General features: G+C 62.9%; 19 protein-coding genes. 14 read left to right on the top strand and 5 right to left on the bottom strand.

All coding sequences use genetic code 11. The annotated features are described in order from the left end of the window. The first annotated feature begins 82 nt into the window (after positions 1-82). The 7 genes from IMCC21224_RS17925 to IMCC21224_RS17900 all read left to right on the top strand — a co-directional run bounded on the left by IMCC21224_RS17925 (position 83) and on the right by IMCC21224_RS17900 (position 7,467). A complete protein-coding gene (locus IMCC21224_RS17925) occupies positions 83-1,834 on the top strand; it encodes a heparinase II/III family protein (protein ID WP_047996507.1) in 1,752 nt (583 codons plus the stop codon). Between the two features lie 24 nt (positions 1,835-1,858). Continuing rightward, complete coding sequence (gene purH, locus IMCC21224_RS17920; RefSeq protein ID WP_047996506.1) at positions 1,859-3,448, top strand: bifunctional phosphoribosylaminoimidazolecarboxamide formyltransferase/IMP cyclohydrolase; 1,590 nt, start codon at positions 1,859-1,861, stop codon at positions 3,446-3,448. Between the two features lie 7 nt (positions 3,449-3,455). Next, the gene (locus IMCC21224_RS27925; protein WP_156178326.1) at positions 3,456-3,608 is read left to right on the top strand and encodes a hypothetical protein; all 153 of its coding nucleotides are present in this window, start codon (positions 3,456-3,458) and stop codon (positions 3,606-3,608) included. Beyond that, complete coding sequence (lspA, locus tag IMCC21224_RS17915) at positions 3,605-4,090, top strand: signal peptidase II (RefSeq protein ID WP_047996505.1); 486 nt, start codon at positions 3,605-3,607, stop codon at positions 4,088-4,090. Before IMCC21224_RS27925 ends, lspA begins: the two co-directional genes overlap by 4 nt. A gap of 52 nt (positions 4,091-4,142) precedes the next feature. Beyond that, on the top strand, positions 4,143-4,667 hold the full coding sequence (locus tag IMCC21224_RS17910; protein ID WP_082135263.1) for a DUF3035 domain-containing protein: 525 nt from the start codon (positions 4,143-4,145) through the stop codon (positions 4,665-4,667). Positions 4,668-4,789: 122 nt separating this feature from the next. Next, complete coding sequence (locus IMCC21224_RS17905) at positions 4,790-6,133, top strand: pitrilysin family protein (protein WP_047996504.1); 1,344 nt, start codon at positions 4,790-4,792, stop codon at positions 6,131-6,133. Then, positions 6,130-7,467 carry a pitrilysin family protein gene (locus IMCC21224_RS17900; RefSeq protein ID WP_047996503.1) on the top strand — a complete coding sequence of 446 codons (1,338 nt, stop codon included), beginning with the start codon at positions 6,130-6,132 and terminating at the stop codon, positions 7,465-7,467. The genes IMCC21224_RS17905 and IMCC21224_RS17900 overlap by 4 nt, the downstream gene beginning before the upstream one ends. Before the next feature lie 116 nt (positions 7,468-7,583). On the opposite strand, the gene dapA is transcribed toward IMCC21224_RS17900, so the two are convergent. Then, the gene (gene dapA / locus IMCC21224_RS17895; RefSeq protein WP_047996502.1) at positions 7,584-8,462 is read right to left on the bottom strand and encodes a 4-hydroxy-tetrahydrodipicolinate synthase; all 879 of its coding nucleotides are present in this window, start codon (positions 8,460-8,462) and stop codon (positions 7,584-7,586) included. A 144-nt stretch (positions 8,463-8,606) separates the two neighbouring features. Between dapA and IMCC21224_RS17890 the strand changes: the two genes are divergently transcribed. After that, entirely contained in the window at positions 8,607-10,568 is a 1,962-nt protein-coding gene (locus IMCC21224_RS17890; RefSeq protein WP_047996501.1) for a lytic transglycosylase domain-containing protein, read from the top strand. Here IMCC21224_RS17890 and IMCC21224_RS17885 read toward each other — a convergent pair. Both IMCC21224_RS17885 and mnmD read right to left on the bottom strand, forming a co-directional pair. Further along, entirely contained in the window at positions 10,565-11,431 is an 867-nt protein-coding gene (locus IMCC21224_RS17885) for a DMT family transporter (protein WP_047996500.1), read from the bottom strand. The two genes, IMCC21224_RS17890 and IMCC21224_RS17885, sit on opposite strands and share 4 nt — an antisense overlap. Beyond that, entirely contained in the window at positions 11,428-12,117 is a 690-nt protein-coding gene (gene mnmD / locus IMCC21224_RS17880) for a tRNA (5-methylaminomethyl-2-thiouridine)(34)-methyltransferase MnmD (protein WP_047996499.1), read from the bottom strand. Before mnmD ends, IMCC21224_RS17885 begins: the two co-directional genes overlap by 4 nt. Positions 12,118-12,181: 64 nt before the next feature. Between mnmD and IMCC21224_RS17875 the strand changes: the two genes are divergently transcribed. Then, positions 12,182-13,222 carry an FAD-binding oxidoreductase gene (locus tag IMCC21224_RS17875; protein WP_047996498.1) on the top strand — a complete coding sequence of 347 codons (1,041 nt, stop codon included), beginning with the start codon at positions 12,182-12,184 and terminating at the stop codon, positions 13,220-13,222. On the opposite strand, the gene IMCC21224_RS17870 is transcribed toward IMCC21224_RS17875, so the two are convergent. Then, complete coding sequence (locus tag IMCC21224_RS17870; RefSeq protein WP_047996497.1) at positions 13,219-14,694, bottom strand: PLP-dependent aminotransferase family protein; 1,476 nt, start codon at positions 14,692-14,694, stop codon at positions 13,219-13,221. The genes IMCC21224_RS17875 and IMCC21224_RS17870 overlap by 4 nt on opposite strands. A gap of 126 nt (positions 14,695-14,820) precedes the next feature. Here IMCC21224_RS17870 and IMCC21224_RS17865 point away from each other — a divergent pair, with 126 nt between their 5' ends. Together IMCC21224_RS17865 and IMCC21224_RS17860 are read left to right on the top strand one after the other, a co-directional pair. Then, on the top strand, positions 14,821-16,272 hold the full coding sequence (locus IMCC21224_RS17865) for a DUF6880 family protein (RefSeq protein ID WP_047996496.1): 1,452 nt from the start codon (positions 14,821-14,823) through the stop codon (positions 16,270-16,272). A gap of 131 nt (positions 16,273-16,403) precedes the next feature. After that, positions 16,404-17,063: a dimethylsulfonioproprionate lyase family protein gene (locus IMCC21224_RS17860; protein ID WP_231582117.1), complete on the top strand. Its 660-nt coding sequence runs from the start codon at positions 16,404-16,406 to the stop codon at positions 17,061-17,063. Between the two features lie 16 nt (positions 17,064-17,079). On the opposite strand, the gene IMCC21224_RS17855 is transcribed toward IMCC21224_RS17860, so the two are convergent. Further along, a complete protein-coding gene (locus IMCC21224_RS17855; protein ID WP_047996495.1) occupies positions 17,080-17,613 on the bottom strand; it encodes an SH3 domain-containing protein in 534 nt (177 codons plus the stop codon). Between the two features lie 106 nt (positions 17,614-17,719). Here IMCC21224_RS17855 and IMCC21224_RS17850 point away from each other — a divergent pair, with 106 nt between their 5' ends. The 3 genes from IMCC21224_RS17850 to IMCC21224_RS17840 all read left to right on the top strand — a co-directional run bounded on the left by IMCC21224_RS17850 (position 17,720) and on the right by IMCC21224_RS17840 (position 22,344). Continuing rightward, the gene (locus tag IMCC21224_RS17850) at positions 17,720-18,706 is read left to right on the top strand and encodes a D-glycerate dehydrogenase (RefSeq protein ID WP_047996494.1); all 987 of its coding nucleotides are present in this window, start codon (positions 17,720-17,722) and stop codon (positions 18,704-18,706) included. Between the two features lie 162 nt (positions 18,707-18,868). Beyond that, positions 18,869-20,665 carry a gamma-glutamyltransferase gene (ggt, locus tag IMCC21224_RS17845; protein ID WP_047996493.1) on the top strand — a complete coding sequence of 599 codons (1,797 nt, stop codon included), beginning with the start codon at positions 18,869-18,871 and terminating at the stop codon, positions 20,663-20,665. Positions 20,666-20,808: 143 nt separating this feature from the next. Further along, a complete protein-coding gene (locus IMCC21224_RS17840; protein ID WP_047996492.1) occupies positions 20,809-22,344 on the top strand; it encodes an alkaline phosphatase in 1,536 nt (511 codons plus the stop codon). Positions 22,345-22,392 lie beyond the last annotated feature (48 nt).

The following is a 22,392-nucleotide window of genomic DNA, read 5'->3' as shown; positions in this document are numbered from 1 at the left end:
TGCTTTTCCAAGGTGACTTTGTGGCACACGCGGGGTATCTTTTGCCAAAGACACGCCGAAATGGCGGGCAAGAGGCGGGCAGATGGCCGAACGGGAAAGTTGGCAGGCGACGCGGACGCGTCTGATGAACCGTTTTCACGCGCGCCTTGCCGCGCGCGCGCGTCCTGCGACTGGTTTTGTGTCGCAACCCGAGCCCCGAACCATTGGCAGTTTTGCGCGTGGGCGGCAGCTTTGTGCCGGTAATCTGATGTTTGCAGGCCATCTGATTGAGGCCCCCAATGCGCTGCCCTGGGATCTGAGTCCGCCGGACACTGCCTACGAGGACGAACTCCATGGTTTTATCTGGCTCGACGATCTGGCCGCTGTCGGCGAACCCGCAACGCGCAAGGTGGCGCAGGCCTGGCTGTGGGGCTGGATCGCACGCTATGGCGGTGGCAAAGGGCCGGGCTGGACGCCGGAACTGACCGGGCGGCGGTTGATCCGCTGGATTCATCATGCGATCTTTTTGTTGCGGGGGCAGGAGTCTGCCTTGTCGATAGCGTTTTACCGATCATTGGCGCAGCAGACCGTCTTTCTGGGACGGCGCTGGCACGCCTCACCGCCCGGACTGCCGCGATTCGAGGCGCTGACCGGGCTGATCTATGCTGGCCTGTCGCTTAGCGGAATGGAAACACATGCCGAGCCGGCGCGGCGCGCGTTGGGCGCGGAATGTGCGCGCCAAATCGACGCGCAAGGTGGCCTGCCGACACGCAACCCCGAGGATCTTTTGCGGGTCTTTACCCTATTGATCTGGGCGCGAACCGCACTGGAAGAGGCGGATTTGAAACCCGACCCGGCGCATCTGGCTGCCATAGCCCGGATTGCCCCGACGCTGCGCACGCTGCGCCATTCTGATGGCGGGCTGGCGCGATTCCACGGCGGTGGGCGCGGGCTGGACGGACAGTTGGATCAAACGCTGGCCGCATCGGGTATCCGCAAGTTTCACGCCGACGGGCTGGCGATGGGCTATGCGCGGCTGTCGGCGGGACGTACCAGCATCTTGGTTGATGCGGCTCCTCCTCCGGTGGGCAAGGCGTCGTACAACGCCCATGCCTCGACCCTCGCGTTCGAGCTGACGTCGGGTCGGCGGCCGCTGATCGTCAATTGTGGTTCGGGCGCGGTGTTTGGCGTCGACTGGCGCCGGGCCGGGCGGGCAACGCCATCGCATTCGGCGCTTTGCCTTGACGGCTATTCCAGCGCCCGGCTGGGCAAGCCGGGAACAATTGAGCGCGCCACGCGCGAGATGTTGGAGGATGCGCCGGAAAAGGTGCCGGTCCAGATCAGCCGGGCCCCTGACGGGCTCACCTTTGAGGGCGGGCATGATGGCTATGTCAGCACGCACGGGCTGACGCAGGCGCGATCGCTGGCACTGACCTTTGACGGGCGCGGGGTCGTCGGCGAAGATATGCTGGTGGCGATCGAAAATGCAGACAAGAAGCGGTTCGACCGACGCATGGACCACGTAAAACTGGCGGGCATTCCCTATCAGATCCGGTTTCATCTGCACCCGGACGTGGACGCTGAACTGGATCTGGGTGGCGCGGCGGTGTCGATGGCGCTGCGATCGGGCGAAATCTGGGTGTTCCGGCACGAAGGTGTGATGGACCTAGCGGTCGATCCGTCGGTTTATCTGGAAAAAGGCCGCCTGCGACCGCGCGCAGCAAAACAGATCGTTTTATCCGGTCGCGCGATGGAGTATGCGACCCGCATCCGCTGGTCCCTGGCCAAGGCGCAGGATACTGCAATCGCGATCCGCGATCTTGCGCGCGACGAGACTGAGATGAAAACCGACTGACTGACCTGAAAGCGACCTGACCTTATGACCGATCTGAGCCCCCTGCGCCGCGCCCTGATTTCCGTCTCTGACAAGAGCGGACTGGTGGATCTGGCCCGCGCCCTGTCCGCCCGCGGCGTTGAACTTCTGTCCACCGGCGGTTCGGCGGCTGCGCTGCGTGATGCGGGCCTACCGGTGCGCGATGTGGCCGATGTGACCGGCTTTCCCGAGATGATGGATGGTCGGGTCAAGACGCTGCATCCGGCGGTGCATGGCGGGTTGCTGGCGCTGCGCGACAATTCCGATCATGTCGCCGCGATGGAGGAACATGGCATCGGCGCCATCGACCTGCTGGTGGTGAATTTGTATCCGTTCGAGGAAACCGTCGCCAAGGGCGCGGATTATGACACCTGCATCGAAAATATCGACATTGGTGGCCCGGCGATGATCCGCGCGGCGGCCAAGAATCACGGCTTTGTCAGCGTTGTGGTGGATGTTGAGGATTACGCGCCGCTGCTGGCAGAGCTTGACGTACATGACGGTCAGACCAGTCTGGCGTTCCGACAACGGCAGGCGCAGATTGCCTATGCCCGCACCGGGGCCTATGATGCTGCCGTCAGCACCTGGATGGCCGCCGCAATTGGCGAACAGACACCGCGCCGCCGCGTGCTGGCCGGGACACTGGCACAATCGCTGCGCTACGGCGAAAATCCGCATCAGGCGGCGGCGTTCTATACCGATGGCTCAGCCCGCGTCGGGGTTGCCACCGCACAGCAGTTGCAGGGCAAAGAACTGTCCTACAACAACATCAACGATACCGACGCCGCGTTTGAGCTGGTGTCGGAATTTGCGGCGGCAGACGGCCCCGCCTGCGCCATCATCAAACATGCCAACCCTTGTGGCGTGGCCACCGGCGCGACGCTGAAAGAGGCCTATGGCCGCGCGTTCGACTGCGACCGCACCTCGGCGTTCGGGGGAATCATCGCGCTGAACCAGCCGCTGGACGGTGAAACCGCCGAGGCGATTGCCGGGATCTTTACCGAGGTGGTGATCGCCCCCGGTGCGGATGATGCCGCGCGCGAGATTTTTGCCAAGAAAAAGAACCTGCGCCTGCTGGTGACACCCGGTCTGGCTGGGGCCGATCTGGGTGGGCTGGCGTTCCGGCAAGTGTCGGGCGGGTTTCTGATGCAGGATCGCGATTCGCATATGCTGAACCGTGACGCGCTGCGGGTTGTGACCAAACGCCAGCCGTCCGATGCCGAGATGGCGGATCTGCTCTTTGCGTGGACTGTGGCCAAGCATGTGAAATCGAACGCCATTGTCTACGTCAAGGACGGCGCAACCGTCGGCGTCGGCGCAGGCCAGATGAGCCGGGTGGACAGCACACGGATCGCGGCGCGCAAATCGCTCGACATGGCCGAGGCGCTGGGACTGGACGCGCCGCTGACCCAGGGGTCGGTTGTTGCATCGGACGCGTTCTTTCCCTTTGCCGACGGTGTGATCACTGCGGCCGAGGCAGGCGCCGTGGCGCTGATTCAGCCCGGTGGGTCGATGCGCGACGAAGAAGTTATCGCCGCAGCTGACGAAGCCGGACTGACCATGGTGTTCACCGGTATGCGGCATTTCAGGCATTGAGGGTCCAATGGTACGGTTCATTCGCCCGGTCCGGGTGCTGCTTTTTGGGGTTGGCGGCCGTCGTCCGACACCGGGTGCCCGGCTGATGCTGGGTCTCGCACGGCTGGTACGCGGCGCACCATCCCGCAAGGCGGTGCAGGCTTCGGAGAAGTCGAGGTGAGGCTGGTTTTCTGGGTCAGTTTCTGGACATTCTTGGCGGATCAGGCAAGCAAGTGGCTGGTGGTGCATTTGCTCGACCTGCGGTCGCTGGGCGAAATCATCGTCCTGCCGCCGTTCCTGAACTTTCGCATGGCGTGGAATTACGGCATCAACTTTGGCTTGCTGTCCGGACAAGAGGATATGACGCGTTGGGTGCTGGTTGCAGTCGCGGTTGGAATCGTGCTGTTCGTCCTGGTGTGGATGCGGCGCGACCCGCCGGGGCGCTATGGGATGATCGCCGGCGGGCTGCTGATCGGCGGGGCGCTGGGCAATGTGGTCGACCGGTTGCTGTATGGCGCGGTGGCGGATTTTCTCAATATGTCGTGCTGCGGTTTTGACAATCCGTATGCGTTCAACGTTGCGGATATTGCGATTTTTGCCGGGGCGCTTGGACTCGTGCTGTTTCCGGGGCACAAGGTGCCACGGCGCAAAAAGGCCCCGTGACCTTGCGGGCATCATGGGCTAAAGCTGGTCGCGAAGACGATGGAGGCAGGCGATGAACGTGTCGCGCGGAATAATGGCTATATTGGCGCTGGCAGTGCTGGCGTCCTGTGGCGGGTACGAGCGGGATATCGGGTTGCGGGATCTGCGGACCAATCGCGGCACGCCTGAGGAATTCGCAATCGTGCCGCGCAAGCAGCTTGAGCTTCCGGAAACGCTGAATCAGTTACCGCAGCCAACCCCAGGCGCGGCAAACCGCACCGACCAGACCCCGCTGGGGGATGCCGTTGCGGCGCTGGGTGGCAATCCGTCGCGGCTGACCGTGGCTTCGGTGTCGGCCTCTGACGGTGCGCTTTTGAGCAGCGCCGGACGCTTTGGCACGCAGGGCAATATCCGCGAGGTTCTGGCCGAAGAAGATCTGGAATTCCGCAAGCGCCGGTCGATCTTTACCTGGAAGCTGTTCAAGGAAGATGAATACAACAATGCCTACCGCCGCGAGCGACTGGACGCGGGCGAGGAGTTGTTGCGCTTTCGCCGTCTCGGGGTTCCGACTCCGTCGGCCCCGCCCGCCGCGAACTGAGCCTTAAAACTGTTCGCACGGGCGAACCTTACAGACTTGTATATGGGTTCAGCACCATAGTGACTTGATCTCTTGTCGTCGCACCGTAGGTTGCTGCTGACGTTTCAGGAGGATTTGTGCCTATGCTCAGACTGGCAGGCTTGACCGTGGCATTCGCGGTGGCGGTAGCGACCGCACAGGCGCAGACGGTGGAAGACGCGGTTTCGACATTCACGCTCGACAACGGGCTGGACGTTGTGGTGATCGAGGATCACCGCGCCCCGGCCGTGGTTCACATGCTGTGGTATCGCGCCGGGTCGGCGGATGAGACGGCGGGCACCTCGGGTGTGGCGCATTTTCTGGAACACCTGCTGTTCAAGGGCACCGACACGCTGGCGCCGGGTGAATTCAGCAAGGTGGTCGCGGCCAATGGTGGCAGCGACAACGCCTTTACCAGTTTTGACTACACCGGCTATTTTCAGCGCGTTGCCTCGGACCGGCTGGGGCTGATGATGCAGATGGAATCGGATCGCATGGTCAACCTGCGCCTTGATGATAAAGACATCGCGACCGAGCGCGAAGTGATCATCGAAGAGCGCAACACGCGGGTTGAAAATGATCCCGGCGCGCTGTTTTCCGAACAGCGCAGCGCGGCGCAGTACCTCAACCACCGCTACGGCGTCCCGATCATCGGCTGGCGTCACGAGATGGAAGAGCTGGATCTGGATAAGGCGCTGGCGTTTTACCATCGCAACTATGCGCCTAACAACGCGATCCTGATCGTGGCCGGCGATGCGACACCGCAACAGGTTCGCGCGCTGGCCGAGGAACATTATGGCCCGATCCCGGCCAACCCCGAACTGAGTGAACGAATGCGCCCCCAAGAGCCGCCACAAACCGCAGAACGGCGTCTGCTGTTTCGCGATGCCCGGGTGGCGCAACCCTATGTCATGCGCACCTACCTGGCCCCAGCGCGCGACCCCGGACAGCAGGAAAAGGCAGCCGCTTTGGTGATGCTGTCCGAGATCCTTGGTGGTGGGCAGACGTCGGTGTTCAAGCGCAAGCTGGAATTCGAGACCCAGACCGCCGTTTACACCGGCGCGTTCTACGACGCGACCGCGCTGGATGACACGACCTTTGGCCTTGTGATCGTGCCGAGCGAAGGCACGTCTCTGCAAGAGGCCGAAGACGCAATGGATGCCGCCGTGGCCGAATTCATGGCGGAAGGCGTCGATGCCGACCAATTGAATCGGATCAAGTTCCAGATGAAGGCGCAGCAAATCTATGCCCGTGACAGTGCCGACCGGATCGCGCGGCGCTATGGCGGGGCGCTGACTGCGGGGCTGAGCATCGCCGATATTCAGGCCTGGCCGGACGTGTTGCAGGCCGTGACTGCTGAGGACATTCTGGAAGTTGCCAAAGAAGTATTCCAGCGCGAGACAAGCGTAACCGGCTGGCTGATGGGTGCGCAGGAGATGACCCAATGAAGAGCATGGCCACTATGATCCTGAGCTTGCTGCTGTCACTGCCTGCGTTGGCGGCACAGGCGGATATCGACATTCAGGAAGTCACATCGCCCGGCGGCATCACCGCATGGTTGGTCGAAGAGCCGTCAATCCCGTTTGTGGCGCTGGAAATCCGGTTCCGGGGCGGCGCGTCGCTGGACCTGCCGGGCAAACGCGGTGCAACCAACCTGATGGTGGGCCTGCTGGAAGAGGGGGCCGGGGATCTTGATGCGCGTGGTTTTGCCGAAGCCGGGGAAAGCATCGCGGCGTCTTTTGGCTATGGCGCCTATGACGATGCGATCAGCGTTTCCGCGAAATTCCTGACCGAAACACAGGACGAGGCGATGACGCTGTTGCACGACAGCCTGATCGCGCCGCGATTTGACGAGGATGCGATCGAGCGGGTGCGGGCGCAGGTGATCTCGGGGCTCAAATCCGACGCAACCGATCCGGATGCCATTGTCAGCAAGGTGTTCGATCAGGTGTTGTTCGGCGATCACCCTTATGGTTCGTCTTATCAGGGTACTCTGGAAACCGTCGCGGGGCTGACGCGCGAAGATCTGCAAGCAGCGCATCGGGGTGCCATGGCGCATGACCGGATCTATGTCAGCGCTGCGGGCGACATTTCGCCTGAGGAACTGAGCACCCTGTTGGATAAATTGTTGGGTGATCTGCCTGCGACCGGTTTGCCGATGCCGGCTGATCTGGATGTGACGACAACCGCCGGTGTGACCGTGGTGCCGTTTGATACGCCGCAGGCGGTGGCGCTGTTCGGGCAGCCGGGGATCGCGCTGGACGATCCGGATTTCTTTGCGGCGTATGTTATGAATGTCGTGCTGGGCGGCGGCGGATTCGAGGCGCGGTTGATGCATGAGGTGCGCGAAAAACGCGGTCTGACCTATGGCGTCTACTCTTATCTGTCGACCAAGGATCATACCGAGGTGATCGCCGGACGGGTCGCATCAGCAAACAACCGTGTGGCCGAGGCGATATCGGTCATTCAGGATGAATGGGCCAAGATGGCGGCTGAGGGTGTGACACAGGGCGAACTGGATCAGGCCAAGACCTATCTGACCGGGGCTTATCCGCTGCGATTCGACGGCAATGGGCCGATCGCCGATATTCTGGTGGGGATGCAGATGGACGACATGCCGATCGACTATGTGAAAACACGCAACGCGCGGGTCGACGCGGTGACGTTGGACGATGTGAAGCAGGTTGCGGCGCGGCTGCTGGACCCCGAGGCGCTGCGCTTTGTCGTCGTTGGTCAACCCGAGGGCCTTGAGGCTACGGATGAGGTCGTGCCGGGGCAATGACCCCCCGGAGCCTGACCATCGGCGCCGGTCAGTCGACGCAGATCTTGCAAAGTGCGTATTTAGAAAGAGAAGAAGCAGGGGGCGTTCCCTGCTTCTTGCGTTTGTGCGCCAAGGGGTTAGTTCAGCAGACCGGCGTGACGCAGGCCTGAATCAACTTTGGCTTTGGTCGCGTCTGTTAGCGTGACCAGCGGCGGGCGCACGGTTTCCGCGCACAGGCCAAGGCGCGACATGGCGTATTTTACCCCGCACAGCCCCGGTTCGGCAAAGATTGCATGATGCAGCGGCATCAGCCGGTCCTGGATCGTCAGTGCGGTGGCGTAATCTCCGCGCAGCGTTGCCTCTTGTAGGTCCGAGCAGAGTTTCGGCGCGGCGTTGGCAGTGACCGAGATGCAGCCGATACCGCCCTGGGCGTTAAAGCCGTGCGCGGTCGCATCCTCGCCCGAGATCTGGAGGAAATCGGGGCCGCATGTGATGCGCTGGATGCAGACGCGGGCCAGATCGCCGGTGGCGTCCTTGACTCCGATAATGCGCGGCAGTTTTGCAAGTTCACCCATGGTTGCGGGCGTCATGTCGACTGCTGACCGACCGGGGATGTTGTAGATGATGATCGGCAGGTCGCAGCAGTCGTGTGCCATGGTGAAATGCGCGATCAGCCCGGCCTGGGTCGGCCTGTTGTAATAGGGTGTGACCACCAGCGCGGCATCAGCGCCGACCTTGTGGGCGTGCTGCATCAGGCGCATTGTCTCAACCGTGTTGTTGGACCCGGCCCCTGCGATGATCGGCAGGCGCCCGGCAGCGGCGGTGACGACTGCCTCGACCACGGCTTCGTGTTCACGATGCGACAGCGTCGGGCTTTCGCCGGTGGTGCCGACGGGAACAAGTCCGCGGCTGCCCTGGTCCACATGCCAGTCGACAAGTTTCTTGAGCGTGTCGAAATCCACTGTGCCGTCCTTTGCGAACGGCGTGACCAGGGCAGGCATTGAGCCTTTGAACATGACACGCTCCTTTGTTGTTTCTGGTCCTATCTGGACCGGTGACAAGAATTCCGCCGTTTCCCGAGAAAGTGAGTTGCTGCTACTGGGGCGCACGGTATCCTCTGGGCGCTGTCTATCCATTTTCATCGGGGAAATTGCAAGCGTATGTCACGCCTTCTGGCTTTGTTCTTTGTTGTTCTTGCCGCTGTCGCACCGGGTGTTGCGTCGGCGCAGCAGGCGGACAGGCCACTGGCCCGCGCGATGGACGAGATGCGGTCGGGCAATTGGGCGGCGGCGCAGATCACCGCGCGAGGTGACGGGCAGGCGGCGCTGGACGTGATCCTGTGGCATTATTTGCGAGCGGGACAGGGGGATGCGCGGCAGGTGCAGGCGTTTGTCGCGCGCAACCCGGACTGGCCCGGCATGGATTATCTGCGCGAGAAAAGCGAAGGCGCCATGGTCGAGGCGCCGCATGTGGATGTGCGGGCGTTTTACGACGGGGCACTGCCGCAGACCGGGGCCGGAGCGCTGTCGCTGGCAAGGGCCTACCGGGCTGACGGACAGGGTGGTCTTGCGGATGCGGAGCTGGTTTTGGCCTGGCGCACCCTTGCGCTGTCCTCTGAGGAGCGCGCAGCATTTTTGTCGGAGCACGGAACGCTGCTAAAGCCGCACCATGCGGCGCGGCTGGACATGGCACTGTGGAAGGGCTGGGAAAGCAATGCACGCGCGGTGCTGGGGCTGGTCGACGATGGTCAGCGGGCACTGGCCGAGGCGCGGCTTGCACTTCAGAACGAAGCGGCGGGGGTCGATACGCTGATCGCGCGGGTGCCCGAGGCATTGCAGAACGATCCGGGGTTGGCGCATGATCGCTTTGAGTGGCGGATGCGCAAGGGTCGCGATATCGATGCTGTTGCCCTGCTGCTGGAACGGTCGGAGAATCCTAAATTGCTGGGCGAACCCTGGGCCTGGGCCGGGCGCAGGCGGACGTTGGCGCGGGATCGGATGCGTGAGGGTAATACGCAAGAGGCCTATCGCATTGCTTCGACCCATTTTCTGAGCGAAGGGTCTGATTACGCCGATCTGGAATGGTTATCGGGCTATCTGGCGCTGCGGTTCCTGAAAAAGCCGCAACTGGCACTTGAGCATTTCCAGCACTTGCGGGCTGGTGTCGATTCCCCGATTTCATTGGGCCGGGCCGGGTACTGGATCGGTCGGGCGTACGAGGCGCTGGGCAATGATTCCGCCGCGAAAGAGGCATATGGTTTTGGCGCGCAATACCAGACCTCGTTTTACGGCCTCCTGGCGGCGGACCGTGGCGGTGTGCCGGTCAGTTCGACGCTCTCAGGTCGCGAAGATTTTCCGCCATGGCAAGAGGCCGCGTTTACCGCGTCATCGGTGTTCAAGGCCGGAGTGTTGCTGCTTGCCTCGGGTGAGATGACGTTGGCGACGCGGTTCTTTACCCATCTGGCGGAATCGCTGGATCGCCAGCAGATTGGCCAGATGGGCGACATGCTGGCGCAGATGGGGCAGCCGCATATTCAGGTGATGCTGGGCAAACGTGCAGCACAGGCCGGGATCGAGGTGCCGGGCCCCTATTACGCGCTGCATCCATTGATCAATGTGAATCATCCCGTGCCAACCGAACTGGTGCTGGCGATCGCGCGCCGCGAGTCGGAATTCAGCCCGCGGGTGGTTTCGGGCGTTGGTGCGCGCGGATTGATGCAGGTCATGCCGCGCACCGCAGAAGAAGTTTCGGGCTGGATAGACGAGCCGTTCTCGCTGTCTGGTCTGCTGGATGATCCGGCTTACAATGCCCGGCTCGGCGCGGCATATCTGGCGTCTCTGGCACGGCAGTTTGACGGTAATGTGGTGATGATTGCGGCAGGATACAACGCAGGGCCAAGCCGCCCGGTGTCGTGGATGGAGCGCTTTGGTGACCCGCGAAAGGGCGAGGTTGATGTGGTCGATTTCATCGAGTTCATCCCGTTCCGCGAGACGCAGAACTACGTCATGCGCGTCGCCGAAAGCCTGCCGGTCTATCGCGCGCGGCTGGGCCTCGATCCGCTGCCGGTGCCGTTCTTGCAGGAGCTGACCGGATCAACGCTGATGGCGCAGGCCGGGGATTAACCTTTCTTGCGGGCGCGGATCAGGGTGAAAATGCCAGCAGCCACGATCAGGCCCGCGCCAAGGATCACATTGGTGCGCAGGCTTTCGCCAAACACCATGATGCCCATGGTCGAGGCAAAGAGCAGTTGCAGATAGGCAAACGGCTGCACCGCGCTGGCCTCGGCGACCTCGTAAGTCTTGATCAGCAGGTAATGCCCCAGCGCCCCGGCAACGCAGAGGATCGCCATCCAGATCCAGTCCGGGCTGGTCATCGCCTGCCAGAACCACATGCCGATCGCAGTGGCGAGGACGCAACCCACCGTGCCGGTCCAGAAAAAGCTGGTCGCGGCGGTGTCGCGCCGGGCGACATAGCGGGTCAGCAGACCATACAGCGCGAACATCAGCGCGGCGATCAGTGGGATGACGGCGAACGGCGAAAAGACCCCTGCATCAGGTTGCAGAATGATCAGCACGCCGACAAAGCCAACGCCGATTGCGGTCCAGCGCCGCCAGCCCACATGTTCGCCCAGGACGGGGCCGGACAGGGCGGCGATCAGCAGCGGATAGCAGGCAAAGACTGCGTGGCTCTCGACCAGGCCCAAATGCACAAAGCCAGCGACCATCACCATGATCTCGGCCGCGAGCAACGCGCCGCGAAAGCCCTGCACCAGGGGCTGTTTGGTCCGCGCGGCATTGGCAATGCTGCCCGCCTGGCGTCCGGCAATGGCGATCACAAAAGCCGCAAAGAACCAGTAGCGGATCATCACGATCATATAGACATTGTATTCGCCCGCCAGATGCCGGGATATGACGTCCTGCACCGAAAAGACAAAAGTGGTGGCCACCATCAACCATATGCCAAGCTTTGTGTCGTTGCGGGTCATGTATTGTCCTCTTGAACAGGGGTTTTGCGGGCGATGGTCATGTGGCGTTTGCGCCCATACCCGGACACGCGCGCAGTAACCAGCCCGGCGGCGTCCAGCGCCCGGCGCACGTGACCGGCGGCGGTATAGGTCGCCGCAGTGCCGTCGGCGGCGGTATGGCGGGAAACGGTGTCCAGCAGCGCAGGTTCCCACAATTCCGGGTTCTTGGCGGGGGAAAACCCGTCGAGAAACCAGGCATCCGCCGTGCCAGACCAGTTGGGCAGGGTGTCGCGGGCGTCACCGGGGATCATTTCGAACCGCAGATCGGGCAGGTCGAAAAATGTGGTGCCAGCCTGCCAATGCGGCGCCAGTTCGTCGGCCAGCGGTTTCAGTTCCTCAAAGGCCGACTGCGCGCGGATCATGTCGTCGGCGGTCAGCGGAAACGCCTCGAACGTGGTGAAATGCAGCCGACCGGGTGTCGCGCTCTCGCGCCACATCGTCAGTGCGGCGAGCAGGTTCAACCCGGTGCCAAATCCCAGCTCTGCAATGTGGAACCCATCCCGCAAGCGCTGCGGCAGATCATTGCCCGCCAGAAAGACGTGCCGCGTCTCGGCCAACCCACCGGCGAGCGAATAATAAGGATCGTCAAAACGGGTCGAGACGGGGACTTGCCCGTCGCGCCAGCTTAGCGCGTTCTGGTCGTGCATGGTGGGATACTCTAGGTGTCCGGGGTGACAAAGGTCGGGCAGACCATGCAGAGGGCGGGCAGGAATGGCAAGGATCGACGTGACAGTGCGCGGAGCGGGGATTTTCGGCCTCTCGGTGGCCTGGGCCTGTGTGCAGCGCGGGGCGCGGGTGCAGGTGATCGACCCATTCGGTCCGGGCGCGGGGTCCAGCGGCGGCATCGTCGGTGCGCTCGCGCCGCATGTGCCGGAACAGTGGAATCCGAAAAAGGCGTTCCAACTGGACAGCCTGTTGATGTCCCAGGCGTTCTGGTCAGAGGTCGAGGCGACGGGCGGCGTTACGGCGGGATACGCCCGGCTGGGGCGGTTGCAGCCGGTGGCGGATGCGGCAGGGCTGGACCTGGCGAAGTCGCGCGCGCGGGGGGCCGCAACGCTGTGGCGCGGCGCGGCAGAATGGCGCGTGGTGACGTCTGCCGACGTGGGCCCCTGGGCGCCGCAAAGCCCGAGCGGCTGGCACATTCACGACACTCTGAGCGCACGCGTTCACCCGCGCCGTGCCTGCGCCGCGCTTGTGGCGGCGCTGGAGGTACGCGGCGTGTCGGTTGTCGCAGACGCTGCTGACGAAGGGCAGGTGCTTTGGGCCACAGGCTGGCGCGGACTTGAGACGCTGTCCGAGGGTCGTGCGCGCGTCGTCGGCGCGGGTGTCAAGGGGCAGGCGGTGCTGTTGCGCCACGACGCGGGCGCGGTGCCGCAGCTATTCGTCGATGGGTTGCACATCATCCCGCATGACGATGGCACTGTGGCGATCGGGTCGACCAGTGAACGGGATTTCGATGATCCCACCTCAGTGGACGCCGCCTGTGACTTGTTGCATGAACGCGCCTGTGCGGCACTGTCGGTTCTGCACGGAGCCGAAGTGATTCAGCGCTGGGCGGGAGTGCGCCCAAGGGCGCGCAGCCGTGCGCCGATGCTGGGTGCATGGCCTGATCGGGCCGGGCATTTCATCGCCAATGGCGGCTTCAAGATCGGCTTTGGCATGGCCCCGAAAGTGGCCGAGGTGATGGCGGATCTGATGCTGGACGGACGCGACACAGTACCTATGGGATTTGAGGTGGCAGCGTCGTTCTAACCTGTCGGCAAAGCCCCGATAGCAGCAGCGATGCGTTCGATCCCCGGCGCGATACGCGCAGCAGGGATCGAACTGTAAGCGAGCCTGTAAAAGTTCGCAGGCGGCTCTGCGCCACTGAAAAATGGTCCACCCGGTTCAATCAGCACATCCTTTTCCCGCAGCCGCAGGGCCAGCGCTTCGGTATCGGTGCCGGGCGGGGCCTGCATCCAGAAGGACGAGCCGCCATGCGCACCGCGCCCGGCGATCGTCAGGCCATGGCTGGCAATCGCCTCTTCCATCACGCGGCGGCGTTCGGTCAGGCTGCGCGCGGCGCGACGGATCAGCGCGTCGTAATGCCCAAGGCGCAAAAAATAGGCGGCAGTGCGCTGTATATGCCCGGGCGGGTGGCGCAGCACCGACGCACGCAGCGCCCGCGCTTCGCGGATGAATTCGGCAGGGCCGACAAGATAGCCCAGCCGCAGGCCGGGAAACAGTGATTTGGAAAAGCTGCCCACATAGATCACGCGACCATCGGTATCGAGGCTCTTGAGCGCGGGCATCGGCGGTTGCAGATAGGCCATTTCGAATTCGTAATCATCCTCGACGATCAGGGCATCGAGTGCACGCGCCCGTGCCAGCAACGCCTCGCGTCGTTTCAGCGGCATGGTGCCGGAGGTCGGGCACTGGTGGCTGGGGGTGGTAAAGATCACGTCAGTATCGGCGGGAATCGCGTCGGGTGGCAGACCATCTTCGTCGACGGTGATCGGCAGCAGACGACAGCGCGATTGCACCAGAATGTCGCGTTGGGCGTGGTAACATGGGTTTTCAATCGCGGCGCTGCGGCGCTGGGTCAGCAATACCTGCGCAGTCAGCCAAAGCGCGTTCTGCGCCCCCATGGTGATCAGGATCTCATCGGGGCCTGCCACGATGCCGCGCCTTGGCAGGGTCTGCCGCGCGATGAATTCGACCAGTTCCGGATCGTCCTGATCATAGTAATCCTGCGTCAGCGCGTTAAAATCCCGCACCCCAAGCGCCTGCATCGCACAAAGCCGCCAGTTCGCGTGATCAAACAGCGCCGGGTCGGTTTGGCCATAAACAAAGGGATAGCGATAGCGCGACCAGTCGAGCGGCTTGACCGGCGTCGCGCCCCCGGTAAACCGCTGGCCGATGGCGCGTGACCAGTCAACACGGGCAGCGGGATCAGGGTCTGGCCGGGGCGGAAAACTGTGAGGTTCCGGTGCATTATCAGATACATAGTATCCAGACCGACCGCGTGACGTCAGGTAGTCATTGGCCAGAAGTTCGGTGTAGGCCAGCGTCACAGTGATCCGGCTGATGCCCAGATGGGTGGCCAGCTTGCGGGACGAGGGCAGCTTTTCCCCCCGCCGGAAACGGCCCGACAGAATACCTTCGGCCACCATTTGCTGGATGCGGGCCTGCAACGTGCCCTGTGTCTGCGGGCTAAGGAAAAAGGTTTCAACGGGAATCGCCATAGTGCCTCGAATTCTAGGCTGGTCTTATGTCAGGCGCAATCTGGACCGATGACCCGATAGGTCAAAAGCGGGTCTGGCGGCAGATCGCTGCTTAACATTCTGGCTGCGCGGTGCCAGACTCGGGATATGTCTAAGAAAACCTTGAATCAGACCAATCTTGCGACGCTTGGGGGCGACCGTTTGGCGGCCTTGCTGATTGAGGTCAGCACCGGGAACGCGACAATCCAGCGTCGTTTGCGACTGGAACTTAGCCACAATCTGGGGGCAGGAGAATTGGCCCGGGACGTGCGCAAGCGGCTGGTGTCGCTGCGAAAATCGCGCAGTCATGTCAGTTGGCGCAAGCGCCGGACGCTGGTTGCCGACTTGCAAACGCAGGCAGAAATGATCACCGAGCGGATCGCGCCCGAAGAGCCGGTCGAGGCGTTCGATCTGCTGTGGCAGTTCATCGACCTTGCCGGGACGGTCTATGAGCGGGTCGATGACAGCCGGGGCGAGGTGGGGGATGTCTTTCGCGCGGCGCTGCTGCATTTCGCGGATATCGGCCCGCGCGCCGGCCTCAAACCCGAGCCAATGGCGGATCGGATCTGGGACGCGCTTCAGAACAACGGCTATGGTGAATGGGACGGGATCATAGCGATCCTGGCCCCAGTGCTGGGCGACACGGGCTTGCGGCACCTTAAGGTGCAGGTCGAAGCCTATGCGCAACTCCCACCCGAACCCGACGAAACGCACGAGGCGATACACATTCTGCGCCGTCTGCGCATCGAGAGCAGCGATTATTTAGCCGAGCGCAAGGCGCAGTTTGTGCGCCTGATGCTGCGCGAGATTGCCCAAGCGCAGGGCGATACCGATGCCTATGCCGCGCAGTTCACCGCCGAGCAGCTGGCGCGTCCCGGTATTGCTGCTGACGTCGCCCAGCGATTGCTGGCGGAAGGCCGCGACCAGGACGCGCTGAGTTTTCTGGGCGCGGCAGAGCGGCCAACCGGCAAATCCCGAACCTACGGTCAGGGTCAGGCAGATTGGGATGCGGCATATGTCGCCTGTCTGACGGCCCTGGGTCGCGGCGACGACGCCCAGGCGCATCGTTGGGAATGCTTTACCGTCAGGCTGGATGCGCGGTATCTGCGGGCCTATCTCAAGGCGCTGCCGGATTTCGACGATATCGAGGCCGAGGATCGCGCCCGTGCCGTTGCAATGGCGTTTGATGATCCGCATGTGGCGCTGGCGTTCTTCATCGATTGGCCGGACCTTGCGTCGGCCGCGCAACTGGTCACAACCCGCGCGGCTGAGCTGGACGGGGATTTCTACCACATTCTGACCCCGGCGGCCGAGGCGCTGCGTGACCGCTATCCGCTGGCGGCGGTGTTGTTGTGGCGGCGGATGATCGACTTTGCGCTTTTTCGGGGGCGTTCGAGTCGCTATGGTCATGCTGCGGACCACCTGAACGACTGCACGGCGCTGGACGCTGGGATCGCGGAATATGGCACCCTGCCGACGCACCAGACATACCTTGAGGGACTGCGCAGCACACATGCCCGCAAGTCGTCGTTCTGGGACCGGGTAGGCGGACCTGACTAAGGGGCCGGGCAAAGCGGCGCAGTGTCGCCATTGTGCGCTGATTTGGCGCGAATACGCGGCTCGCAAAAGATTTGTACGATATCTGTCTCAATGGCGCCCAAGTAGGCCGCGCGATGGAAGACAGTCCGCCAATGACCCAAATGCTCTCTGACTGTCCGAACTGGCTCTATTTGGTGCGTGAGTTCGAGACGCTTTACCGCAACGGATCGGCTGGTGGCAGCAAGGCGATCCGCAGTCATCGCAAGCGGGTGCGCGAAATGCTGTCTGCGGTGATCGCCGGCAACCCGTCCATCGAAGACCGCGCGCCCGAAACCAAGCCGGTTGTGGCGCATCTGGACCGCGCATTGGATCTGGGAAAACGCAACGCTCTCGAAGGGTTCAGCCGGGCGCTGGAACGGGTGCGTGGCGAACTAAGCTGGGAATACGGCTATGAACGGGTGCCCCGGACGCTAGAGCGCAAATATGCCTATTGCGAGGTGCTCGGCCCCAAGGGGCCAGTGCGGTCTGACCGGATCATCCTCGGGTTTGTGCTGTTTGCGCCGAATACCACCTATCCGCAGCACAGCCACACCGACATCGAGGAAAGCTATGTCTCGGTCGCGGGGGCCTGGTCCGAAAATGATGCGGCGGTCTATGCGCCGGGGTCGCTGATCCTGAACCGGCCCGCGGTCGAGCACCGGATTACCACCGGCCCGCAGGATCCCTGTTTGCTGGCCTATGCCTGGATCGGCCCGTCCGAACGGCTGGTGTCGCCGGGCATGACCTTTTCCGCATCGCGCAAGGCGCGGTAAAGGTCGGCCCGCCGTGTTATTCCGGGAACTCGTCTGGCATCACACCCCAGAGTGCGGTGCGACGCGCCCAGCCGTCATAGCCACCGCTAGAGATTTCGCACCACTCGGATTCGCAGTCGCCCAGCCGGGCAATAACACCAACGGCCAGACGCGCCTCGACCGGGGCGGCGATGTTGGGGCGGCTGTGCAGGTCCAGCATCGGATCTTCGACGATCACGGTGCGCACCCCCGACAGCAGCGAATAATGCACCCAGCCGCCGGCGCCGTCACGGTCGCGAACCCGGCGCCAATGGCCGTATTCGGCGGTGATTTCCAGCGGCATGTCGCGGCGCGTATAGATCCAATCGATCCGATGCGTCAGCGACGGACCGCGGCGCACATTGCCTTCGCTTGCTTTCATCGAGACAAAGCGCGGCAGCGGCAAATTGGTCACTGGTCCGCGCTCATGCGTGGTTTGGGCCGTGGCTGCGGCCAAAGATGTTGCCGTGACCAGCGCCGCGACCAGCGCAAGGGCGAATCGACGCCCCGGTCCCCTAGGTTTTCCGATCATTCTGCTGTCCTGCTCAGAGTTTTTCCGGCGGAGTTCTTGTGCCCCGTCCTGACATATCGCACTGTGCCGACAAAGTGGTCGCAGAGATAGCCCAAGGAGGGCTGGTATGACATCAAAACGTCTGAGTGTTGTTGTCACGCGACGCTTACCCAAAGTCGTCGAAACCCGGCTGAGTGAATTGTTCGACGTGCAGTTGCGCGCGGATGACACGCCAATGACCCGCGCCGAGCTGGCGCAGGCAATGCAGGGCGCCGATGTTCTGGTGCCGACGATCACTGATGTGATCGACGGCGGCCTGATCGGACAGGCGGGGCCGCAGCTGCGGCTGATCGCGAATTATGGCGCAGGTGTGGATCATATCGACGTCGGAACAGCCCGCTCGCGTGGTATTTTGGTGTCAAACACCCCCGGTGTGGTGGCAGAAGACACCGCCGACATGACGCTGGCCCTGATGCTGGCCGTGACACGTCGTATTCCCGAGGGGCTGGCGGTGATGCAGGCGGGTGAATGGTCTGGCTGGGCGCCGACAGCCTTTTTGGGCGGCCGTCTGGGTGGGCGGCGTCTGGGCATTCTCGGCATGGGGCGGGTCGGAATGGCTGTGGCGCGACGCGCCCGGGCCTTTGGTCTGCAAATCCACTATCACAACCGCCGTCGTCTGCGCCCCGAGGTCGAGGCCGAGGTCGAGGCGACCTATTGGGAAAGTCTTGACCAGATGCTGGCGCGGATGGACATTGTGTCGGTCAATTGCCCGCACACGCCTTCGTCGTTTCACCTGCTGAACGCTCGGCGGCTAAAGTTGATGAAGCCTACGGCGGTGGTGGTCAACACCTCCCGCGGTGAGGTGATCGACGAGAACGCCCTTGCGCGCATGCTCAAGGCCGGGGAACTGGCCGGCGCGGGGCTGGATGTGTACGAAAAGGGCGGTGCCGTGAACCCGGATCTGCGGGCGCAGACCAATGTTGTGCTGTTGCCGCATATGGGGTCCGCCACCGTCGAGGGCCGTGTCGAAATGGGCGAAAAGGTGTTGCTGAACATCAAGACCTTTGCCGATGGGCATCGCCCGCCGGATCAGGTTGTGCCGTCGATGCTCTGAGAGGTGCGCCCGCAGGAGGCTACCGCTGGCCGACGGCAGCCGATGAGGTTTTGTGTTGCATGCTGACGCTAAGTGGCGTCAGGTTGGCCCCGAGATTTATGCAGCAATATCCGGGGCGCGTGATAGTCTTCGCCGCGAACGCCGGTTAGCGGAGGACAGTATATGGCACGGTTTGGCTTGGGTCTGGTGATAGCGGTGCTGATCGCCTGCCCGGTGACGGCGCAGCAAGAGGCGGATGCGCTGGCCCCTGAATCCGGTGCTGTTGCGACCCCGGATGACAGCTTTGCCGGGTTGTCTGCCGCTGTCAGTGCCGCGCTTGACGCCAAGACGGCGGGACAGCCAGTTCTGGCTCAGGACTGGATGGTCGCTGCGGCCAATCCACATGCAGTCGCCGCCGGTGCTGAGGTGCTGCGGGCCGGTGGATCAGCTGCGGACGCGATGGTGGCCGTGCAATTGGTGCTGGGCCTGGTCGAGCCGCAAAGCTCGGGTCTGGGGGGCGGCGCGTTCCTGGTCTGGCACGATGCCACAAGCGGTGAGATTACCACGCTTGACGGCCGCGAGACCGCGCCGATGGCAGCGACCCCGCAACTGTTTCAGGACGATACCGGCGAGCCGCTCAAATTTTTTGACGCTGTGGTGGGCGGCCTGTCGGTTGGTGTACCGGGGACGCCGGCGCTGTTGCAGATGGCACATGACAAATGGGGCCAAATGGGTTGGGCCGGTCTGTTCGATCCGGCTGTGGCGCTGGCCGAGGGCGGATTTTCCGTCAGCCCACGTCTGGCGTCTTTGGTTGCGGGCGATGCCGAGCGGCTGGCGCGATTCCCGGTCACTGCCGCCTATTTCCTGCCCGACGGCGCACCGTTGCAGGCTGGAACCACCCTGAAAAACCCCGGCTATGCCGCTTTGCTGCGCCGCATGGCAGATGAGGGCGCGGACGCGATCTATACCGGCTCTGTCGCGGCCGATATCGTCGCCACCGTCCAGGGGGCCGAGGGCAATCCCGGTGTGATGACGGCGGCGGATTTGGCCGTCTATACGGCCAAGGAACGTCCCGCCGTCTGTGTCCCTTATCGTGGTCACGAGGTCTGTGGCATGGGGCCGCCATCCTCTGGTGCGTTAACAGTCGGGCAGATCCTTGGCCTGCTTGAGCCTCACGAGATGCCGATGGCTGGCGATCCCGAGGCGTGGCGGCTGATCGGCGACGCCTCGCGGCTGGCCTTTGCGGACCGTGGCCGCTACATGGCCGACAGTGATTTTGTCCCGATGCCGACCGCCGGGCTTGTGGACCCGGCCTATCTGGCCGAACGGTCGCAACTGCTGACGGGCGACGACGCCCTACCCGAGGTGAGCGCCGGCGCGCCGGAATTTGATCACGCACAGCGCTGGGCAGATGACGACAGTATCGAATTCCCCTCGACCTCGCATATCTCGATCGTGGATACTTATGGCAACGCGCTGTCGATGACGACGACCATCGAGAACGAGTTCGGTTCGCGGCTGATGACCCACGGTTTTCTATTGAACAACGAACTCACGGATTTCTCGTTTCGCAGCCATGACCAGGGCGTGCCGATTGCCAACCGGGTTGAGCCGGGCAAGCGGCCGCGATCGTCGATGGCCCCGACAATTGTGCGCAAGGACGGGCGGCCGGTGCTGGTGGTGGGCAGTCCGGGCGGCAGCCGTATCATTGGCTATGTGGCGCAGGCCATTGTGGCCATGGTCGACTGGGGGATGAATGTGCAACAGGCGGTGGCAATGCCGCATGGCGTCAACCGCTTTGGCGCCTTCGACATCGAAGAAGGCACCGGTCTGGCCACGCTTGCCCCGGATCTTGAGACGCTGGGATACGAGGTGTCGGTGCGCGAGCTGAATTCCGGGCTGCACGCGATTGCCCTGACAGCGGACGGGCTTGAGGGCGGCGCCGATCCGCGCCGCGAAGGGATCGCGCTGGGCGAGTGACCCGGCGGCACAGGCACCTGCGTCGCTGCCGGAGGTGCCTGACTGTCATGATATCTTCACCAATCCTTCTTTGATCCGCAGTCGTTGCGTTACAGCAGGTCCCGAGTGTCGCCGGATGTAAACTGCATCCACGGAGCTCTCATATGCCACGCATTTCCTTTACCCGCCGTCAGACCCTGTTGGGTGGTGCCGCCCTTGGCGCGGCTCTTGCCGTGCCGTCGCTGTCGCGCGCCCAGTCGCGTCCGATGATCACCCATGGTGTCATGTCTGGCGATGTGGCGCATGATGGCGCAATGATCTGGGGCCGCGCGGATCGCGAAGCCAAGATGCTGGTCGAATGGGCCACCACAGAAAACATGTCTGATGCCCGTGCCGTTCCCGGGTTGGCCGTGGGCACGCCCACCGACTACACTGGCAAGCTGGCGCTGACCGGTCTGCCCAGCGATCAGGACATCTTTTATCGCGTCACCATGTCGGATCTGGCGGACAACACCCTGTCTGACCCGGTGATGGGCCAGTTCAAGACCGCGCCGATGGGCAGCCGCGATATCAGCTTTGTCTGGTCGGGTGACACCGCCGGTCAGGGCTGGGGCATCGACGAAGATCGCGGCGGCATGACCACCTATGGCACGATGCTGAACCACCGCCCGGACTTCTTTCTGCATTCCGGTGACACGGTCTATGCCGATGGCCCGCTAAAGGAAGAGGTCGAGCTGGCCGATGGCACGATCTGGAAAAATATCGTGACCCCGGCCAAGTCCAAGGTCGCCGAGACGCTGGACGAATTCCGTGGTCAGCACCTCTACAACTTCATGGACAAGAACGTGCAGGCGTTTAACGCTGCCGTGCCGATGATTGCACAGTGGGATGACCACGAAGTCACCAACAACTGGTACCCGAACGAGATGCTGTCGTCGGACGACCGCTATACCGTGAAGTCGCTGCAAACGCTGTCGGCACGTGCCGCCCGCGCCTTTCACGAGATGATGCCGACCCGGCAATTCCTGTCCGAGCCGATGCGCGTCTATCGCAAGGTGTCCTACGGCCCGCTGCTGGACATCTTTATCATCGACATGCGCACCTATCGCGGTGACAACACAGCCAACCGCGAAGAGGGCGGCACGCCGTTCCTGGGCGCCGAGCAGCTGGCCTGGCTCAAGCGTGAGATGGTGAATTCCACCGCCACATGGAAGGTGATCGCCGCCGATATGCCGATTGGCATGATGGTGCGCGACGGTGACACCAACATGGAAAACGGTGCCAATGGCGACGGTCCGGTGCTGGGCCGTGAACAGGATGTCGCGGCGGTGCTGTCCTTTATCAAGGCTGCTGAGATCACCAACACGGTCTGGCTGACAGCGGATGTGCATTATACTGCCGCGCATCACTATTCACCCGAGCGCGCGGTATTTCAAGAGTTTGAACCGTTCTGGGAATTTGTTTCGGGTCCGCTACACTCGGGTACCTTTGGTCCGTCGGATTACGACAACACGTTTGGTCCCGAAGTCCGCTATGCCAAACATCCCGAGCCGGGTCAGGCCAACCTGCCGCCCAGCGATGGTCTGCAATTCTTTGGCAAGGTGGATATTGCTGGCGATACCGGCATCATGACCGTGCGGCTGATGGACAGTGCAGATGTCGAACTGTGGTCGGTCGAGCTTGAGCCGAAAACGGCCTGATCTTATCCGATTGGGGTGGCCCGCGCAGGGCTGCCCCGCAGGAACGTT

The sequence above is a fragment of the Puniceibacterium sp. IMCC21224 genome (assembly GCF_001038505.1).
Taxonomy (GTDB): Bacteria; Pseudomonadota; Alphaproteobacteria; order Rhodobacterales; family Rhodobacteraceae; genus Puniceibacterium.
Note: the sequence above shows the minus strand (reverse complement) of the source record. Positions and strands in the feature narration are given on the sequence as shown.

Coding starts and splice junctions, on each gene's coding strand:
- IMCC21224_RS17855 (WP_047996495.1), bottom strand. CDS start 17,613: ATGATCGGAAAACCTAGGGGACCGGGGCGTCGATTCGCCCTTGCGCTG.
- IMCC21224_RS17875 (WP_047996498.1), top strand. CDS start 12,182: ATGGCAAGGATCGACGTGACAGTGCGCGGAGCGGGGATTTTCGGCCTC.
- IMCC21224_RS17900 (WP_047996503.1), top strand. CDS start 6,130: ATGAAGAGCATGGCCACTATGATCCTGAGCTTGCTGCTGTCACTGCCT.
- mnmD (WP_047996499.1), bottom strand. CDS start 12,117: ATGCACGACCAGAACGCGCTAAGCTGGCGCGACGGGCAAGTCCCCGTC.
- purH (WP_047996506.1), top strand. CDS start 1,859: ATGACCGATCTGAGCCCCCTGCGCCGCGCCCTGATTTCCGTCTCTGAC.
- IMCC21224_RS17910 (WP_082135263.1), top strand. CDS start 4,143: ATGAACGTGTCGCGCGGAATAATGGCTATATTGGCGCTGGCAGTGCTG.
- IMCC21224_RS17865 (WP_047996496.1), top strand. CDS start 14,821: ATGTCTAAGAAAACCTTGAATCAGACCAATCTTGCGACGCTTGGGGGC.
- IMCC21224_RS27925 (WP_156178326.1), top strand. CDS start 3,456: ATGGTACGGTTCATTCGCCCGGTCCGGGTGCTGCTTTTTGGGGTTGGC.
- IMCC21224_RS17885 (WP_047996500.1), bottom strand. CDS start 11,431: ATGACCCGCAACGACACAAAGCTTGGCATATGGTTGATGGTGGCCACC.
- IMCC21224_RS17890 (WP_047996501.1), top strand. CDS start 8,607: ATGTCACGCCTTCTGGCTTTGTTCTTTGTTGTTCTTGCCGCTGTCGCA.
- IMCC21224_RS17925 (WP_047996507.1), top strand. CDS start 83: ATGGCCGAACGGGAAAGTTGGCAGGCGACGCGGACGCGTCTGATGAAC.
- ggt (WP_047996493.1), top strand. CDS start 18,869: ATGGCACGGTTTGGCTTGGGTCTGGTGATAGCGGTGCTGATCGCCTGC.
- IMCC21224_RS17860 (WP_231582117.1), top strand. CDS start 16,404: ATGACCCAAATGCTCTCTGACTGTCCGAACTGGCTCTATTTGGTGCGT.
- IMCC21224_RS17870 (WP_047996497.1), bottom strand. CDS start 14,694: ATGGCGATTCCCGTTGAAACCTTTTTCCTTAGCCCGCAGACACAGGGC.
- dapA (WP_047996502.1), bottom strand. CDS start 8,462: ATGTTCAAAGGCTCAATGCCTGCCCTGGTCACGCCGTTCGCAAAGGAC.
- IMCC21224_RS17840 (WP_047996492.1), top strand. CDS start 20,809: ATGCCACGCATTTCCTTTACCCGCCGTCAGACCCTGTTGGGTGGTGCC.
- IMCC21224_RS17905 (WP_047996504.1), top strand. CDS start 4,790: ATGCTCAGACTGGCAGGCTTGACCGTGGCATTCGCGGTGGCGGTAGCG.
- IMCC21224_RS17850 (WP_047996494.1), top strand. CDS start 17,720: ATGACATCAAAACGTCTGAGTGTTGTTGTCACGCGACGCTTACCCAAA.